16 protein-coding genes are annotated in these 17,096 nt (G+C 39.8%); 13 read left to right on the top strand and 3 right to left on the bottom strand.

What is annotated here, in order from left to right:
* Positions 1 to 7: 7 nt before the first annotated feature.
* Complete coding sequence (locus tag WAE64_RS06685) at positions 8 to 1,798, bottom strand: acyl-CoA dehydrogenase (RefSeq protein ID WP_340235475.1); 1,791 nt, start codon at positions 1,796 to 1,798, stop codon at positions 8 to 10.
* Between the two features lie 43 nt (positions 1,799 to 1,841).
* Positions 1,842 to 2,150 carry an SCP2 sterol-binding domain-containing protein gene (locus tag WAE64_RS06680; RefSeq protein ID WP_340235474.1) on the bottom strand — a complete coding sequence of 103 codons (309 nt, stop codon included), beginning with the start codon at positions 2,148 to 2,150 and terminating at the stop codon, positions 1,842 to 1,844.
* A 275-nt stretch (positions 2,151 to 2,425) separates the two neighbouring features.
* Here WAE64_RS06680 and WAE64_RS06675 point away from each other — a divergent pair, with 275 nt between their 5' ends.
* The 12 genes from WAE64_RS06675 to WAE64_RS06620 all read left to right on the top strand — a co-directional run bounded on the left by WAE64_RS06675 (position 2,426) and on the right by WAE64_RS06620 (position 14,528).
* The gene (locus WAE64_RS06675; protein WP_340235473.1) at positions 2,426 to 3,028 is read left to right on the top strand and encodes an RNA polymerase sigma factor; all 603 of its coding nucleotides are present in this window, start codon (positions 2,426 to 2,428) and stop codon (positions 3,026 to 3,028) included.
* A 104-nt stretch (positions 3,029 to 3,132) separates the two neighbouring features.
* Positions 3,133 to 3,327, top strand: a complete 195-nt coding sequence (locus WAE64_RS06670) for a hypothetical protein (protein WP_340235472.1) — start codon at positions 3,133 to 3,135, stop codon at positions 3,325 to 3,327.
* Between the two features lie 14 nt (positions 3,328 to 3,341).
* Positions 3,342 to 4,172 carry a mechanosensitive ion channel family protein gene (locus WAE64_RS06665; protein WP_340235471.1) on the top strand — a complete coding sequence of 277 codons (831 nt, stop codon included), beginning with the start codon at positions 3,342 to 3,344 and terminating at the stop codon, positions 4,170 to 4,172.
* Positions 4,173 to 4,389: 217 nt separating this feature from the next.
* Positions 4,390 to 5,334 (top strand): DUF3078 domain-containing protein, encoded by a 945-nt coding sequence (locus tag WAE64_RS06660; protein ID WP_340235470.1) that lies wholly within the window; start codon positions 4,390 to 4,392, stop codon positions 5,332 to 5,334.
* Between the two features lie 31 nt (positions 5,335 to 5,365).
* Positions 5,366 to 5,692: a large conductance mechanosensitive channel protein MscL gene (gene mscL, locus WAE64_RS06655; RefSeq protein WP_340235469.1), complete on the top strand. Its 327-nt coding sequence runs from the start codon at positions 5,366 to 5,368 to the stop codon at positions 5,690 to 5,692.
* A gap of 307 nt (positions 5,693 to 5,999) precedes the next feature.
* Positions 6,000 to 7,178: an FtsW/RodA/SpoVE family cell cycle protein gene (locus WAE64_RS06650; RefSeq protein WP_340235468.1), complete on the top strand. Its 1,179-nt coding sequence runs from the start codon at positions 6,000 to 6,002 to the stop codon at positions 7,176 to 7,178.
* A gap of 42 nt (positions 7,179 to 7,220) precedes the next feature.
* Positions 7,221 to 8,321: an undecaprenyldiphospho-muramoylpentapeptide beta-N-acetylglucosaminyltransferase gene (murG, locus tag WAE64_RS06645; protein ID WP_340235467.1), complete on the top strand. Its 1,101-nt coding sequence runs from the start codon at positions 7,221 to 7,223 to the stop codon at positions 8,319 to 8,321.
* 17 nt (positions 8,322 to 8,338) lie between these two features.
* Positions 8,339 to 9,115 (top strand): GNAT family N-acetyltransferase, encoded by a 777-nt coding sequence (locus tag WAE64_RS06640; protein ID WP_340235466.1) that lies wholly within the window; start codon positions 8,339 to 8,341, stop codon positions 9,113 to 9,115.
* A 124-nt stretch (positions 9,116 to 9,239) separates the two neighbouring features.
* On the top strand, positions 9,240 to 10,007 hold the full coding sequence (locus WAE64_RS06635; protein ID WP_340235465.1) for a cell division protein FtsQ/DivIB: 768 nt from the start codon (positions 9,240 to 9,242) through the stop codon (positions 10,005 to 10,007).
* A gap of 78 nt (positions 10,008 to 10,085) precedes the next feature.
* Positions 10,086 to 11,501, top strand: coding sequence for a cell division protein FtsA (ftsA, locus tag WAE64_RS06630; protein ID WP_340235464.1), 1,416 nt, complete (start codon positions 10,086 to 10,088; stop codon positions 11,499 to 11,501).
* A gap of 283 nt (positions 11,502 to 11,784) precedes the next feature.
* Positions 11,785 to 13,119 (top strand): cell division protein FtsZ, encoded by a 1,335-nt coding sequence (ftsZ, locus tag WAE64_RS06625; RefSeq protein ID WP_340235463.1) that lies wholly within the window; start codon positions 11,785 to 11,787, stop codon positions 13,117 to 13,119.
* Positions 13,120 to 13,244: 125 nt separating this feature from the next.
* Positions 13,245 to 14,528, top strand: coding sequence for a M16 family metallopeptidase (locus WAE64_RS06620; protein ID WP_340235462.1), 1,284 nt, complete (start codon positions 13,245 to 13,247; stop codon positions 14,526 to 14,528).
* Between the two features lie 78 nt (positions 14,529 to 14,606).
* Here WAE64_RS06620 and WAE64_RS06615 read toward each other — a convergent pair whose 3' ends face one another.
* The gene (locus tag WAE64_RS06615; protein ID WP_379976570.1) at positions 14,607 to 15,608 is read right to left on the bottom strand and encodes an SMP-30/gluconolactonase/LRE family protein; all 1,002 of its coding nucleotides are present in this window, start codon (positions 15,606 to 15,608) and stop codon (positions 14,607 to 14,609) included.
* 216 nt (positions 15,609 to 15,824) lie between these two features.
* On the opposite strand from WAE64_RS06615, the gene WAE64_RS06610 reads away from it, so the two are divergent.
* Complete coding sequence (locus tag WAE64_RS06610) at positions 15,825 to 17,069, top strand: PQQ-dependent sugar dehydrogenase (protein ID WP_340235461.1); 1,245 nt, start codon at positions 15,825 to 15,827, stop codon at positions 17,067 to 17,069.
* The last annotated feature ends 27 nt before the right edge of the window (positions 17,070 to 17,096 follow it).

Raw genomic sequence — 17,096 nt, 5'->3', positions numbered from 1 at the left:
CTCTTGTTTACATTACAAACTCTTTGTCGGTCATTATTGTCAATACTTCTGTATCTGTCAATCGGGTTGCTAATCCCTGCGTTTTAGGTAATTCATAATGGAAGAAATACTTCATGGTATGAATTTTACTCTCGTAGAAATCAGCATCATTGTTTGCTGCCTGTAATTTTTCTTGTGCTACAACAGCTTGTTTCAGCCATTGCCATGCTACTACATTCAGGCTGAATAATTCCATATAAAGCGTAGCATCAGACAAGAATCGCTCCACGTCTCCGGTACCTGCAATGCCAAGCAGATGCATGGTTACTTCTTGTAAACGTTGGCTACTATCTTTCAGTAATAAGGCATATTTTTTCAAGGCCTCATATTCTGTTGCTTGTTTAATGGTTTTACCAACTTGCTCCGCAAGCAATTTCATGGCTTTTCCACCACCTAATGTAACTTTTCGGCCTAGTAAATCCTGCGATTGGATTCCCGTAGTACCTTCATAGATTGGCGTAATGCGTATATCTCTGTAATACTGCTCAACCGGAAAATCTTCTGTAAAACCATAACCACCAAAGCACTGAACTGCATCGTTGATTGATTTTACGCCATACTCGCAAGGAAAAGTCTTGGCAATTGGCGTAAGCAATTCTACCAGCAAATGCGCATTCTCTTTTTCTTCGGGGTCATCGCTTGCCTCTGCTAAATCAAAATACTTAGAGGTTTCAAGCAACAAAGACAAACTCCCCTCAACTACTGATTTCTGAAACAAAAGCATTCGTTTCACATCAGGGTGCTGAATAATAGGGATTTGTGGCGTTTCCAGTGCACTTTTGGCGTTTAATCTACGGCTTTGCGGGCGTTCTTTGGCATATTCTAAGGCGGCATAATAAGCTGCCGACGTGATAGAAACCCCAGTAAGGCCAACGCCAATGCGGGCTTCGTTCATCATCTGGAACATGTAAGATAAGCCCTTGTTAGGTTCGCCAACCAGATAACCCACGCAATCATCATTTTTATCACCAAAGCCCAAGTGCATGGCAGGTACGCCTTTTTGCCCCAGCTTATGGTAAATACCCATTGACGTAACATCATTATCAGTACCATCGAGCCTGTATTTAGGTACTACAAATAAGGAAATACCTTTAGTACCTTTAGGCGCACCTTTGATACGGGCTAAAAACAGATGGATAACGTTATCGGTTGCATCGTGGTCGCCGGCTGAAATAAATACTTTCTGGCCTCTTATTTTATAAGTACCATCTTCCTGAGGCTCGGCCGAAGAGGTAATATCAGAAAGTGAACTTCCGGCTTGTGGTTCAGTAAGGCACATAGTGCCCTGCCATTTGCCCGAAATCATGTTTTCGATATATGCTTTCTTTAGGTCGTCTGAACCAAAGTTGGCAATCAGCCTTGCACCGCCTGATGTTAAACCAATATACATCATACCGTTATTGGCCGACATCAATATATAGCCTACTGCACTTGTAATACTCACAGGTATTTGAGCACCTCCGTTTTCATAATCAAAATCGGCACCAATAATGCCTGACTCACCAACTGCTTTCAGGTAGTTTTTGATAGATGGGTGAACCTTCACCTTGCCATCTTTTAATTCCGGTTGGTTTTTGTCGACATCTTTCACAAAAGGAAACATCAGGTTTTCGGCAATCTGAATAGCCGTATCGATAGTCATATCGAATGTTTCTTTGTTATGGTCAGCGAAATAGCTATGCTGTGTCAGTGATTCTACATCATGCACTTCATAGAGTAGAAAATTCACATTTCTTTTACTGAAAAAATTCTTTGCCATAATACTATTCCTGAATTATAGGGTTGAATAATAGCACCGGGGTTTACATTAACCCTAGCATTTTGGCGTATTTCATCATAGCGGCCGGGTTCGAAAGTTTCAGTTTACCCATCATCATGGCCATCATAGGGTTCATATCGCCTGTTGCAATCTTTACAAAATCATCGTCACTGGCTTTAATCACACATTCGGCATCACCTACCAAGCCTTCTTTCAATTCTGCTTTGCCGTCGGCTACTTGCATAGTGTAAGCACTAGCACCAAAATCAAAATGTAGTATAGTATTTACATCGTCAATTTCTGTTTCAGAAAGTTTTGCGGCGGTATTTTCTAGATATTCTTTTGCAGACATAGTTTTATTAAGATTTATGAAAATAAATGAAAGGCAATTATAAGAAAAATAAGATTAATATTATGCAAGCATACTAATTTTTTGTAAAAAATTTGCCATTCTTATTAAAAAAATAAATATTTGCTATTAAAATACTACGTATTTCGTAAAACTTTTATAAATTATTTTAAAAGCGAAGTAGTCTAGAAGAAAGAAAGATTTTTGCGTGCATACATAAACCCAGAATTAAAAAATCCTTACCGTTTAGTTACTTTTCCCTAATCATACTGTCAAAATTGAAAAACAAGGCTTTTAAAGTAGTTGCAGATGAAGAGTTGGTTCGTTTGTATGTAGAAACCCAACGCAACGTTTATTTTGAAGAACTTTATGATCGCTATGTCGATAAGGTATACCGCAAGTGCTTGTCTTTTGTAAAGAACGAAGCTCAGGCAGAAGACTTTACGCACGATATTTTCTTGCGGGTTGTCTTAAAAGTCGGAAGTTTCAAAGAACACGCTAAGTTTTCGACCTGGTTATACTCTATCACGTATAATTATTGTATGGATCAGGTACGGCAGGTAAAAAAACAAGCAGAGGTTGCCTTCGATGAAAACTTTGACCTGGAAGATGATACAGAAGATTTGGAGTTGGTAGAAATGCAGACACAGGGTCTTAAAAAAGCTTTACAGAAGATTGACCCCGACGAGAAAGCCATCTTGTTGATGAAGTATCAGGATAATTTTAGTATCAAGGAGATTTCGGAAACCTTTAAAATAACCGAGAGTGCAGTAAAAATGCGCCTGATGCGTACAAAAGAAAAATTAAAGAAGATATATACCGAGAATATTATTTTCTTCCTTATTATAATAATTAAAGTTATCTGGTTCTGGCGGAAGTAGTTCAGAAACTGATGCTTTTATTCTAAGATATTTAACTGTTGAAAGATATAATTAGAAAGGAGATTCCTGAAATGTTGAATACGATTTTCTAAAAGATATTTGTTATGACCGACGATACATTTCAGGACTTTGAAGATGACGCTCAGGCCCCCGCACACCTGAAAGGGATGATTACGGCGGAGATTGATGTTATTCGTGATATAATGCAAGTAGTACAAATGTTTTTGGGTGAATCGATGGTCTCGGGGGTTGTACTCTTACAAGAACTTGAGCTTAAAGAAAAAAAAGAAGAAAATTGAAATTTTGAAAGTATATGGATAGAAGAGTACCTAGTTTTGTGGAGACCCTTATGGAGACTTTTAATAGCCTTATTAAAAGTTTTATGGGTTTTATATATAATCTGATTGGCGCATTAGCCATACTCATAATCGGATGGTTGGTTGCAAAGGCAGTGGCCGCTATTACAAAAAGAATGCTCCAACAGGTAGGTGCAGATAAAGTCGGAGAAAAACTCAATCAGATTGAGCCAATCAGAAGCATGAAACTAGAGATAAAGATCAGCTCAATTATCTCTAAGATTCTTTACTATTTCATACTGATTTTTATTTTGCGTCCGGCAGCAGATACACTAGGTGTGCCTGCAATATCAGACATGGTGAAACTATTAGTTGAGTTTATTCCTAAAATGATTTCGGCAGGTATTATGTTATTTGTGGGTATCTGGCTGGCCGATACGCTCCGTAATTTTGTAGTATCGCTCTGTAAATCGTTCAACATTGCCGCCGGAAAACTAATAGGTACGGCCGTGTTTTTCTTTTTGCTTATCATCTTCGTAATTCAGTCGGTAGCCCAGGTGGGCATCAATACCAGCTTGCTCGAATCAAGTTTTAATCTTTTTATTGGCGGAATCATTTTTGCCTTTGCTATTGGCTATGGTTTTGCCTCTAAAGAAATATTGCTTAATATTATATCTTCGTTTTACAGCAAAAACAAGTATAGAGAAGGGCAGGTAGTTGAAATAGACGGTGTAAAAGGCGAAATTATTGCAATGGATAATACATCTATCACACTACAAACCGAAGAATCGAGAACTGTGTTTCCATTGCAAGTGCTTCAATCGAAGAAAATTGTAATTTTTGAGTAATACAACATCAATTGAGTTTTGTTGAATAATTGGCTGATTGCGGGCCTTTACTCATACTCATTACCGATATTCTGTTATGCTGATGATATGTCTTTAGCATAACAGAATGCTTCTTAAATAATCAAACTGACATTAAAACCTGAACTGCACTAATCATAATTATTATGCTTAGTTACATTTCGTTTTTACCAAGCATGTCTAACCCAAACACAATCCAATGAGAAAATTACTTATCAGCGTAGCAATTACTTTATCGGCTACAAGCTTGTGGGCACAAAAAAGCGATACACTTAGTTTAAAGAATGCCAAAACGCTTGACGATTCTTTAAAAATAGGCTTCTGGAAACCTCGTAATACACAACTTGGAATCAATTTCAGTCAGGCAGCTTTTAACAACTGGCAAGGTGGTGGCGTAAACAACTGGTCGATAGGAGCTTTGTTTAACAACAGAGCCGAATTTTACAAAAACAAAGGGTCTTTTATAAGCAATGTTCAGTTTCAGCTTGGGAGTATTAATAATAAAGGCCAAAAATCTGCTAAAAGTATAGACCGATTATTTCTGGAAGCTAAATATGCGCATAAGATAAACCCTAGAATAAACTGGTTTGCCGGAGTTAATTTCTTAACACAATTTGCACCCGGAGTAGTTTACCAAGATGAAGGCCTACCTACGCAGCGCAAGCGCACAATCTCAAGCTTTTTTGCACCGGGGTATCTGGCCGAAGGATTAGGTATTGAGTACAAACCTGTTTCATATTTTGTGTTACAACTAGGCGGTGCTACCTTACGCCAGACCTTCGTGTTGAACGATAAAGTTTTTACCGATTTTACAGAATATAACCAGCAAGACGATGCCTACGGTATAGCCAAAGGCAAAAAAGTATTGTTCGAAACGGGTTTTCAGTTGGTAGGTGCTTTTGATAAAGATATTGCCAAAAATGTAAACCTGAAATGCCGTTATCAGGGTTTTCTGGCTTACACGCCAAAAAGAGTGGCGCCTGATAAAAACGCTATCGACCATAACATTAACCTGATTGCCACTGCAAAAGTGAATAAATACCTGAACATGAACTTTACATTTTTAGGCGTTTATGACCGTGACCAGATTGATAAATTTCAGTTCAGCCAGGGTTTTGCCGCAGGATTTTTGCTTACACTATAAATTTTATCACCCTTTAAATGCCTGAAAATCAATGTTAAAAGAATTCAGAACCTTTATTGCGAAAGGCAATGTCCTTGACCTGGCCATTGGTGTGGTCATTGGTGCCGCATTTGGTAAAATCACTACCTCTTTGGTAGAAGACATTATCATGCCTGTTGTTAATGTTTTTACAGGTGGCGGAATCACCGGCGGTATTATATTGAAAGAAGCTACCGTTGATGCTGCAGGTAAAGCCGTGCCTGCTATTGCAATTAACTATGGTAATTTTCTGAGTGTAGTGCTCAATTTCTTTATTATTGCCTGGATTCTCTTTTTAATTGTGAAAGGAGCTAACAAGTTGAAGCTGACAGAGAATTAAGCAGCTAAGCGTATATTTTAAACCTCTTGCATATATCATAAACGTGCAAGAGGTTTTTTTGTCGGTACAAAAGAAAAGGAGGTAGGGCTAGCCAAACAAAATTTGGTCTGCTTAAGAAAAACGCAAAAAACCGTTTAATAAAATCGCCAATAAACCCAGAATAAATTTTATGGTTTTTCTTTTTCTTTCAATCATAAATAATTTACATTTGTTTTTATGTTTAATTTAGGGCATATAAATGCCTGACGTTAACACATAACGTGCTTATATCCTATAATCTTTTTGCGGTTTACCGCTACAATAAGTCATGGAAACGTGGTTAAAAGACAAACTGCGTGGCGACTGGCAAATCTGGTTTATTATCGCCGTGCTTTCATTATTCAGTATACTGGTAGTTTATAGTGCCAGTTCTGCGCTCGCTTACAAAAGAGCCGGTGGTAACACCGAAAGCTACCTTCTCTCACATACTGTTCACTTATTACTAGGGTTGGGAGTAATCTGGTGTATGCATCGCATTAATTATACTAATTTCGCAGGTATTTCAAGACTTTTACTTTGGGTTACGCCTGTTATTTTGTTATATACCTATTTTTTTGGTACAACTGTTGGAGGCACTAAACGCTGGATAAATATCTTTGGTATATCGTTTCAGTCTTCCGATTTGGTGCGTTTGGTACTTATCACCAATCTGGCAGCTATGTTGGCTCGCAGACAAAATGTAGAATATAACCCCAAAACATTAGCAGGGCTTATATTCTGGTGTGGTTTGCTTTGTGGTATGTTGGCAGTAACCAATTTCTCTACGGCTATTATTCTGGGGCTCACCTGTTTTATTATTATGTGGGTTGGGCGTGTGCCTGCCCGCTATCTGTTTCGTATGGCAGGTTTTGTGGTAGGAGCAATCGTAATAGTACTCGGTATTAGTATTTTTCTTTATACAAAAGGTGTTGATTTTGGCCGTGGGCAAGTAGTGCTTGAGCGTATAGAGGCTTTTGCTAAAGTTGACCTCAACAGAGATAAAGTAGTTGGTAACCCCGATAGAGATGATAGTTACCAGAGAGACCAGGCCATGATAGCCATCGCCCGTGGTGGCACTATCGGTATTGGGCCGGGTAAAAGCTTTCAGCGCAATTATCTGCCAGAAGCTTTCTCTGACTATATCTATGCCATTATTGTAGAAGAATATGGCATGATAGGGGCAATTCTGGTGATGTTTATGTACCTTTGGTTACTCTACCGAGGCTTAAAAAATGTAGAGAATACCAATAGGGCATTCGGAGGGTTGCTCTGTGTAGGGCTTACCTTTAGTATTGTTTTTCAGGCGTTTGTCCATATGTTTATCAATGTAGGTTTAGGGCCTGTAACAGGGCAAACTCTGCCATTGATGAGTATGGGAGGAACCTCCATCTTGTTTACCTCAGTAGCCATTGGCATTGTGCTGAGTGTAACCAAAGGAGAGCACGACGAAGGCAAGGTAATAGCTTAATTAAAAACAGGTCAAATAAAGTATTTTTTCTATAATATCTGAATGAGTAAAGGCGCTAAAATAATTATTTCGGGTGGAGGAACAGGAGGGCATATTTACCCTGCTGTGGCTATTGCTAATGAACTAAAAGTTAAAGACCCAAGTATAGAGATTTTATTTGTTGGTGCCGAAGGGAAAATGGAAATGGAAAAAGTACCGAAAGCAGGCTATAAAATTATAGGTTTGCCTATTGCAGGTATCAACCGTTCTAATATGTTGGCCAATATAGGGCTACCTTTTAAGCTTATCAGAAGTCTCTGGAAAACCTATAGTGTTATTAAAAGCTTTAAGCCCGATGTGGCCATTGGTGTTGGCGGTTATGCCAGTGGGCCTACGCTCATTATGGCTAATTTTCTGAAAGTGCCTACGCTGATTCAGGAGCAGAACTCATTTGCAGGAGTTACCAATAAAAATCTGGCCAAGAAGGCTCGCAAAATATGCGTGGCGTATCCGGGAATGGAGCGTTTTTTTCCGGCAGATAAAATTGTTCTTACCGGTAATCCGGTAAGAAAAGATATACTCGAAACATCGTCTAAGCGTGAGCAGGCATTGAAGCATTTCGGGTTGAGCGATGACCGCAAAATCTTGTTGATTATTGGCGGAAGTCAAGGTGCCAGAACGATTAATGAGTCAATAAGAGCAGGCTTGAATGATTTGATTTCAAACGATTTACAGATTATCTGGCAAACAGGTAAATTGTTTATTGAGCAGGCAAAGGCGGCAATAGATGCCTTGCAGACAAATCGGGTATATGTATCAGACTTTATCTATGAAATGGATTTGGCCTATGCCGCTGCCGATTTGGTGGTTTCAAGAGCAGGAGCTTTGTCAGTGTCAGAGTTATGTCTGGCTGCCAAGCCTTCTATTTTGGTGCCTTTTCCGGCTGCTGCCGAAGACCACCAAACACAGAATGCTCTGAGTCTGGTTAATGAAAATGCCGCATGGCTCGTAAAAGACGCCGAAGCCAGAGAAAAACTCGTTGACAAGGCAATTGAGTTGGCTGATAACCAGCAAACAATGAACGAGCTAAGCAAAAACATAAAAACGCTTGGTAAACCAAATGCAGGCCGAGAAATTGCCGAAGAAGTTTTACGTTTAATATAGTACACCTGACACCCTTTATGAAGATTTTCTTTTCTGAAAACAGAGTTGATTATTCAAATTATACCTTCGATTATGCGATTTACTGTTTAAAAGAATCGCAAGAAGAATTGCCGGAAATTTACGCAAAGGGTTTTTTACCCTACACAGGCGATTTGGGCATAGAGGGCGATATTTTTTATCTGGCCAGAAGTTTAAGAGTAGACCTTGAGAATTTTGATGATACCTCTGAAAACAGAAGAGTGAATCGTTTGGTTGAGCCCTTGAAAATTGAACTGGAGGTGATCAGAAAAGAAGATTTTGATTTGAACGACCCGGCCTTTGTAGATTTTTGCCAAGGATATATTTCGCAGCGCATCGGCGACGACAATATGAGTATGGAGCGTTGGCAATATATTCTGTCAAGAGAAATAGGAACTCATATTTTTCGTTTTTCATCAGAGGGTAAATTTTTAGGATTTATCCTTACAGCTTTAGACAAAGATATATTACACTATTGGTTTGCGTTCTTTGATACCGAATATATGCGTACGCACTCGCTGGGCAAGTGGATGATGTGGCGGGCTATACGCTGGGCAAAAGACAACGGCTTGCAATACGTGTACTTGGGTACAGCCTATAAACCGGGTGCATTATACAAAATCAGAGACCATAAAGGACTAGCATACTTTAATGGTTATGAATGGAGCAAAGATGTAGAGAAATTGAAAGAACTTTGCAAAACAGATTTAGAGCCTAAAGCAGCCGACCACTTTAAGTTACTGGCTGACAAAAACGCATTTTTGAAGAAACTTTAGATATTGAGCAATTGAGTGAATGAGCGATTTAGTGGTTGAGTGATTGTTTTAGCATAAACTCGGTATTACAATCACTCATTCACTAAATCACACAATCACTCAATAAAAAATACGTGTTACTTGAATGGAAAAGAATTTTAATTTTAAGAAAATCGGTAAGTGGATCATGGCAGGAAGTGCCCTGATAGCGGTTGTCGTGCTTATTGTTTTTTCGAGTAATACTTTTTCGACCGACCGTTGCAAAAAAATTGAGATAAAAATAAAAAATGCCAACGAACAGTTTTTTATAGACAAAGAAGAAATTGAAAAACTTGCCACTAAACAGGGACGAGACCAACTCACAGGGCGCTTGTTTGAAAAAATAGATTTGCGTGAAATTGAAAAAAGAGTACTGAAGAACAAACAAATTAAGACCTGTCAGGTTTTCAGAGGTATAGAGGGGAATCTTAATATAGACATCGAACAGCACATACCTGTAGCCCGAATTCTGATGTCTGACGGCCGAGATGACGTATATGTTGATAGCGAAGGGTACTTTTTTCCACTATCTGAAAGATATTCCGCAAGAATTGTATTGCTTTCGGGCGAATATTTCCGAAATTTGCCGAGTTTAAAGCAAAAACGTCAGGAAAAATTATTAAATTTCATCAATTTAATAAACAACGATAATTTCCTGCGAGCTCAGTTTACTCAACTGGATATTAACCCGGCGGGAAATATCACAATTGTTCCTCTTTTAGGGAAGCATACAGTTGAGTTTGGAGCACCCGAAAATATTCAGAATCGATTGAGTCGCTTAAAAATATTTTATAGGCAAATATTACCTGTGCAGGGTTGGGATACATTTACTCATGTGAGTGTAAAATATGATGGTCAGGTAGTTTGCAAATAAAACAGAGGTTGGCATTTATAAATTTATGAAACCCTCCATAAATAAATAGTCAGGATAAATGCCCTAAAAACTAAGGAAATGAGTAAAGGCGTAATAGTAGGTATTGACATTGGCAGCACAAAAATTTGTGCCGTTGCTGGCATAATGGACGAGGTCGGGAAGGTGAAAATTCTTGACATCGTGGAAGAGCCTACCCAGAGAGGTCGGGTATCTAATGGTACCGTAGTTAATTTAGAGTTTACGGCCAAAGACATTGACCGTATTCTGAATATACTTTCTGATAAGGCCGACATCAACATCCATAATGTGATTGTCAATATTTCAGGTGAGAATGTAGAGGGGAAAGCGCATCAGAGTTTTCTGACCAGAGACGATAGCCGTAGCACTATCCGCAAAGAAGAGATAGAAAGATTAGCTGTTGACATCCGTAAATCGTTTCGTCCAACGGCAGGGAATATTATTATTCACACTTTCCCGCAAGAGTTTATTGTTGACAGGGCACATGTGCCCGATAACCCGGTAGGTCGTTTTGGTATTACACTAGGTGGTAATTTCTTTTTGATTTCGACACCTAACGACCCACACCTGGCTTTGCGCCGAACCATTGAAAGCGTAGGCGTAAAGGTACAGCACAACCACAGATTTGTGCCGCTTAAGATTGTTCATACTTTGTTTACGCCACTGGCTGATGCCATGGCGGTGTTGAGCGAAGTAGATAAGAAGCTAGGTGTTGCCGTTGTAAATATCGGTGGCGATACTACCGAAATAGCCATTTTTCAGGAAAGTGGCTTGCGCCATATTTCGGTGATTCCGTTTGCTGGTAAAAGCATTACCAACGATCTGGTGAAGGCGTTTCAGATATTACCTGATAATGCCGAAAAACTGAAACTGATTATGGGAGCCATTCCACCTGATGAAGTCGGCAAAAACGACATCATCAAGATTCCGGGAGTAGATGGCTTGCCTGACAAGGAGATTGTAGCACAAAACGTAAGTATCATTATAGAAGAACGCATGAAAGAGATTGCCTCTATGGTGATGGCCGAAATCATGCATTCGGGCTATGATGGGCAGTTGATAAGCGGTGTTGTGCTAACTGGCGGTACGGCCAATATTGCCATGATAAAAGAAGTATTTACCAAAGTAACCAACGGTATGAATATCCGTTTAGGTAATACTGTCAGAAACATTGGCGAAACAGCCGTGAGCAAAATCGTTGACCTTAAATACTCAACAGTAGTAGGGCTTGTTTTATCAGGCTTTTTACCACTTGATGAGCGTGTACCTGAAGAGGTAATCTGGGGTGAAGTGCCTGAAAGCCAGGTGTCAATAGGTAACTATAACAACGGCTTTGATACTCCGAATAGCAAAATTAACGGCAAGAAAGAAGAGCCACCGCAAGAAGAAGAGCCAAATAGTGGCGGGATATTCGGCTGGTTTAAAAAGAAAGTCGGGAAAATTGATATGGGAGATGATAAAGGTTATACAAATTAAAAGAGTATATTTAGATTCTGTAATTCTGACCAAAAAGTAAAATTTTAAAACATACTCACAAGATGCGTGCTAAGAGAGTATATATTTATCTAAACAATTTTACGTTTTTTTAAGTATATATTATAAAATAAGTGAATAAACGTATTTGCTGCTAAACGATAATGCCAAACCTTATAAGAAGAGCCATGTTCCTCACAGGAGTAATACATTGCGTTTACCCCAGATATTTTTGTTGACTGCAAAAACAAAAATGCTTTCCTAATCTACATAAATTCATACTGAAATGTCTCCAGAACCAGAATTCGAAATTGTTTCGAGCAAAAACAAATTTAAAAACATCATCAAGGTAATTGGTGTTGGTGGTGCAGGTTGTAATGCTGTAAAGCATATGCATCATTTGGGTGTTCGCGATATTGGTTTAGTTATTTGTAATACCGACCAGCAAGCTTTGGAGTCTGCACCGACAGATATCCGCCGTTTGCAGATAGGTATTGAACTAACCAAGGGTTTAGGTGCAGGAACAGAAGCAAGCATGGGTAAAAAAGCCGCCGAAGAAAGCGAAAAAGCGATTCGGGAAGTGCTTAAAGAACCTACCGAAATGGTGTTTATTACGGCAGGTATGGGTGGTGGTACCGGTACAGGTGCTGCGCCGGTAATTGCACGCATAGCCAAAGAAATGGAACGCTTAACGGTAGCAGTAGTAACCGACCCTTTTACGTTTGAAGGAGAAGACAAGATTCTTCAGGCAAGAGCGGGTATTGAAGAGTTAAAAAAATATAGCGATACTGTACTCATTATCAAGAACGAGCGTCTTGAATTACAGTATGGTGATATGGATATCGATGAGGCGTATGCCAAAGCTGACGATGTATTGGCCAATGGTGTAAAGAGTATAGCCGAGCTTATTACACGTCCTGGAATTATCAACCTTGACTTTGCCGATGTAAAGAAGGTATTAGGCAATGCCGGACAAGCCGTAATGGGTACAGCCGAGGCCGAGGGCGACAAAAGAGCAGAAGATGCTATCAGAGCGGCACTTTCGTCTCCTCTGTTAGAAAGTAATGGTATTAGCGGTGCACAACGTGTATTGGTAAGTATTGCGTATAGCCCTGAGCATAAAATCAAGTTATCAGACCAAACATTGGTCACTAAGTTTATTGAAAGCCAGATTCAGGCTAAAGCCCGATTGTTTAAACACGGCTTTGCCGTTGACGAGCACCTGGGCAAAAAAGTAAGGGTTACTATTGTTGCAGCAGGCTTTGACCTATTGCCCGAGCATGAAGAAGTAAAAGAGGCTGAGTTTGAGGTGCTTGAAGAAACTGCTGAAACAGCAGTGAGAGGCGAAAAAGAAACGGCAAAGAAAGAGCAAGTACAACATTCTAAGCAAACACAGCAAGTTGCCATGGCGCCTGAGCCTGCAAAGAAAGACGATACTGACCAAATCAAAACCATGATTCAGCGGTTTATGAGAGAGGGCTACAGAAATCCGGCTTTAAACAGCCCTGCTTATGCCCGTAATGGTGTTGAGCTACAAGATATCCGAAAATTAAAGCAAGGTGGAAAAGTATTGGAATACGAATTGGATTATTTGCTTAATATGATGGAATCTGCCCGCTAGTTTTTTTGTTCTAAGTAGATAAAACATCTGTTGAAGTAAAATGAATAATGAACTTTTATAGAATTGTTCATTATTCATTTTACTTTTTCTGTATAATATATATTAGATTTTAATTAAACCTATCTATGACATTAGACCGCACAATAGCACCTCCATCGCAAATAATAGAGCAGGTAAGTATACCAAAAGCAGAAGAAGTATTGCTTGGCAACCAAGTACCCGTGTATATGGTTAAGGCAGGAGAGCAGCCGGTAGTGCGTTTAGAACTGATTTTTGAGGCAGGTAGCCGCTACGAAAACCATGTTGGCGAATCTTATTTTACCTCAAAAATGCTTTCGGAAGGAACTTCAAACTATTCAGCTACGCAAATCAGTGAGCAATTCGACCAGTACGGTGCTTTTTTAGAGATTAGCCAATCGGTTGAGCGATTAGGTATAACTGTTCACGGGCTTACCAAACATCTGCCAAAACTGCTGCCTTTATTACAGGAAATGATTGCCGATTCGGTAATTCCTGAAAACGAATTGCAGGTTCAGAAGAATATTACTTCACAAAACCTCAAAATCAGCTTAGAGAAAAGTTCGTATGTAGCGGGGCAGATTTTCAGAGAGCAGATTTATGGCACAGACCACCCTTACGGAAAAACCTTAACATTGGCCCTAATTGAAAACATTAGCCGAGATGCTGTAAAAGACTTTTATGAGAAGAATGTAAAAGGGAAAACTTTCAGGGTTTTTATTTCAGGTCAGTTTGGTGATACTGAGATACAGGCACTCAATCAACATTTGGGACAAACACCATTAGAAACTCCTGCACACGATAGTATTGTTGATAATGCTGATGAAATAAAGCGTCCTGAGAGTGTATTGCTTGAGCGTTTAGATAACGTACAATCATCAATTCGCTTAGGTAAAAGGTTATTTGGCCGTACACATCCCGATTTCTTCAAGTTTATTGTTACCAATACTATTTTTGGTGGATACTTCGGCAGCCGTCTCATGAAAAATATCCGTGAAGAGAAAGGCTTTACTTACGGTATTTCGTCAGGCTTGATTCCCCAGCGTTATGGTGGGTATCTGGTAATGGGTACCGATGTAAAAAAAGAATTTACCCAACAAACGCTTGATGAAATAGTTAAGGAAATAAGAAGACTACAAACTGAACCTGTGGACGAAGATGAAATGGAAACAGCCAAAAACTACATGATTGGTTCTTTGGTAGGTTCGTTGAATACGCCTTTTGAAGTAGCTGACCGCCAAAAAATTATACTTTTAGATGAATTACCTGCTGATTTTTATGATAATTACATTCAGAAAATCAGGGCAATTACGCCAATAGATGTAATCGAAATGGCTAACACCTACTTTAAACCCGAAGATTTGTGTGAGGTAGTTGTAGGTGGTAAATAATATAATTTTACTACAAAAGACCCTTTCCTGAATAAAAAGAAAGGGTCTTTTTATATTTTATGATTCATAGAAACAGCACTAAAATCCTACACCAACAGTTTTGGTCTGGATCCGTAACAGGTACATATCTGCCGTAATGTAGAGCGTTGAGCCATCATTACCCCACGCACAATTAGCCGTAGGCACGCCTGTTTCTATTCTTCCTAATAATTTACCTGCTGGCGTGAGTATCAATATTCCTCCTGGGCCTGTAGTAAAAATGTTTCCTTTTTTATCAATTTTCAATCCATCAGGCAAGCCTTGCAGACCTTCTTTTACCATTGGCGTGGCATCGAACAGAATTTTGCCTTTGCCTACTTTACCATCTGCCAGCACCGGATACGACATAATATAGGCCTTGTCAGGGTCTGACTGCGCCACATACAGCGTTTTTTCATCAGGCGAAAACGCTAAACCGTTTGGGCGGCTCAAGTCTTTTACAATCAAGGTTACGGTGCCATTTGTGGCTCTGCGATAAACCCCAAAGAGTTCGGTTTCTCTGGTAGGGTCTTGGTCTTTTTTCATTAAGCCATAAGGCGGGTCGGTAAAATAATAATCACCGTTCGACTTCTGTACTATATCATTGGGGCTATTGAAACGCTTGCCTGCATAATTATCGGCAAGGGTTCGTTTGCCACCAACTGTGAGAGGCATTACCGAAATACGGCGGTCGCCATGTTCGCACGAAACAAGCATGCCATCTTTGTTTATTATCAAACCATTACTGCCGGGTTCGTCGCTATATACCCCAATACCTGTATAGCCCGAGGGTTTCAGAAAAGGCTTTGTGTCTTCGCCTTCTTTCCAGCGGTAAACAGTATTGGCGGGTACATCAGAAAACAACAGATAGTTGCCGTCTTTTACCCACGCAGGGCCTTCTGCCCAGTCGTATCCTTCGCTCAGAATTTCAATTTTAGCATCTTTATCTATCAGATTATCAAGGGCGGCATCAAGGCGATTTACCTTGCCAAGGGTCTTTTGTTGGGCTGTTGCAGTATAGCTCATAGTAATTATAAAGGCGAATAATAATGATGTTTTCATAAATAGGCTTTTAATAGGTTGAGTAGCGAAATTAAAGCAATTTTTATGAAAATCACATATACAAGAGTATAGAAAGCAAATAATTATACCCGATAAAAGATATTTCAGAAGTCTTTGCCAACGAATCATTCAAAACTCTTTATACTTTCTTTATCTTTGCTAGCAAGTGGCGTAAGCTGCTTCTCTATTTTCAACCATAATTTATAAATACTACTCATGCGAACATTTCCTCAGATGCGCTACCTGCTTCTTGCTTTAGTGGGTGTGCCTCTAGTTTCTGCTTACAATTATGACGAGACTCCCGCTGCTGCCATTAAAGTTCCGGCCGGATTCACAACCACTATTATCGGCACCGACCTCGGAGCTACCAGACACATTGCCGTAAATAGCAAAGGTGGCGTTTATGCTAAATTATCGAAGCTAAAAGACGGTAAAGGCTTGGTTTATCTTTATGATTCTGATGGTGACGGTAAAATAGACGCACAGAAAAACCTGCTAGACTACAAAGGGACCGGAATCGTGATTAAAGGCAATACACTTTATTCATCGTCGAACACAGGGGTATATCGTTACCAACTTGATGCCAATGGCGAGATTGCAAACATTGATAATCCTGAACTGATAGTAACCGGACTGGTTGCCAAAGGACGTGACGAGTCAAAATCTATTACGCTCGATAACAACGACAATATCTATGTAACAGTAGGCTCGTATGACGAAGTCTGTAAAGAAAAAGGAACCAACAAAGGTATTTCGCCTTGTGCTTTGCTTGATTCGGTAGGGGGTGTGTGGCGCTTTAAAACCAATAAACTAAGCCAATCGTACGCTGAAGGCTCACGGTATTCAACCGGATTGAAAAATATTGTAGGAATGGATTGGAACACAAAATCGAACAAGTTATTTGTGATGATGCATGGCCGAGGTCAGTTTCATGAATCTTTCCCTAATTTGTATACGCCAGAGCAGAGTACTAAATTACCTGCTGAAACCATGTACGAACTGCACGAGGGTGCAGATGCAGGCTGGCCTTATGTGTACTACGACCATTTTCAGAAAAAGAAAATTCTATGCCCTGAATACGGTGGAGATGGCAAAAAAACAGGTGGCGAAAAAGCCATTAATCCTGCGGCGGCATTCCCTGCTCACTTAGGGCCAAATGGATTGTTGTTTTACACAGGTACTATGTTTCCGGCTAAATACCGCAATGGTGCTTTCATTGCTTTCCACGGGCAATCGCCTGAGTTGAAGAAAGGTTATATGGTGGCTTTTGTGCCTTTTAAAAACGGTAAACCATCAGGCAACTGGGAGATTTTTGCTGATAATTTCGCAGGAATTGACCTGGCAAAACCAACTGGTCCGGTGCAACATCGCCCTTGTGGCTTAGCTCAAGGCCCTGATGGCTCGCTCTACGTTTCTGACGATTTGGGCGGCACAATCTACAAGATTAGCTATCAAAAATAAAAGTTTCGATCTCATAGAGATTTACAA

It is taken from the genome of Emticicia soli, from assembly GCF_037860775.1.
Taxonomy (GTDB): Bacteria; Bacteroidota; Bacteroidia; order Cytophagales; family Spirosomataceae; genus Emticicia; species Emticicia soli.
The sequence above is the reverse complement of the archived record's forward strand: the minus strand, read 5'-3'. Positions and strand labels throughout refer to the sequence as shown.

Bases quoted from the DNA above. Each gene is read 5' to 3' on its own strand.
- WAE64_RS06615 (WP_379976570.1), bottom strand. From the start codon at position 15,608: ATGAAAACATCATTATTATTCGCCTTTATAATTACTATGAGCTATACT.
- mscL (WP_340235469.1), top strand. From the start codon at position 5,366: ATGTTAAAAGAATTCAGAACCTTTATTGCGAAAGGCAATGTCCTTGAC.
- WAE64_RS06650 (WP_340235468.1), top strand. From the start codon at position 6,000: ATGGAAACGTGGTTAAAAGACAAACTGCGTGGCGACTGGCAAATCTGG.
- WAE64_RS06665 (WP_340235471.1), top strand. From the start codon at position 3,342: ATGGATAGAAGAGTACCTAGTTTTGTGGAGACCCTTATGGAGACTTTT.
- ftsZ (WP_340235463.1), top strand. From the start codon at position 11,785: ATGTCTCCAGAACCAGAATTCGAAATTGTTTCGAGCAAAAACAAATTT.
- WAE64_RS06610 (WP_340235461.1), top strand. From the start codon at position 15,825: ATGCGAACATTTCCTCAGATGCGCTACCTGCTTCTTGCTTTAGTGGGT.
- WAE64_RS06640 (WP_340235466.1), top strand. From the start codon at position 8,339: ATGAAGATTTTCTTTTCTGAAAACAGAGTTGATTATTCAAATTATACC.
- ftsA (WP_340235464.1), top strand. From the start codon at position 10,086: ATGAGTAAAGGCGTAATAGTAGGTATTGACATTGGCAGCACAAAAATT.
- WAE64_RS06620 (WP_340235462.1), top strand. From the start codon at position 13,245: ATGACATTAGACCGCACAATAGCACCTCCATCGCAAATAATAGAGCAG.
- WAE64_RS06660 (WP_340235470.1), top strand. From the start codon at position 4,390: ATGAGAAAATTACTTATCAGCGTAGCAATTACTTTATCGGCTACAAGC.
- murG (WP_340235467.1), top strand. From the start codon at position 7,221: ATGAGTAAAGGCGCTAAAATAATTATTTCGGGTGGAGGAACAGGAGGG.
- WAE64_RS06635 (WP_340235465.1), top strand. From the start codon at position 9,240: ATGGAAAAGAATTTTAATTTTAAGAAAATCGGTAAGTGGATCATGGCA.
- WAE64_RS06685 (WP_340235475.1), bottom strand. From the start codon at position 1,798: ATGGCAAAGAATTTTTTCAGTAAAAGAAATGTGAATTTTCTACTCTAT.
- WAE64_RS06670 (WP_340235472.1), top strand. From the start codon at position 3,133: ATGACCGACGATACATTTCAGGACTTTGAAGATGACGCTCAGGCCCCC.
- WAE64_RS06680 (WP_340235474.1), bottom strand. From the start codon at position 2,150: ATGTCTGCAAAAGAATATCTAGAAAATACCGCCGCAAAACTTTCTGAA.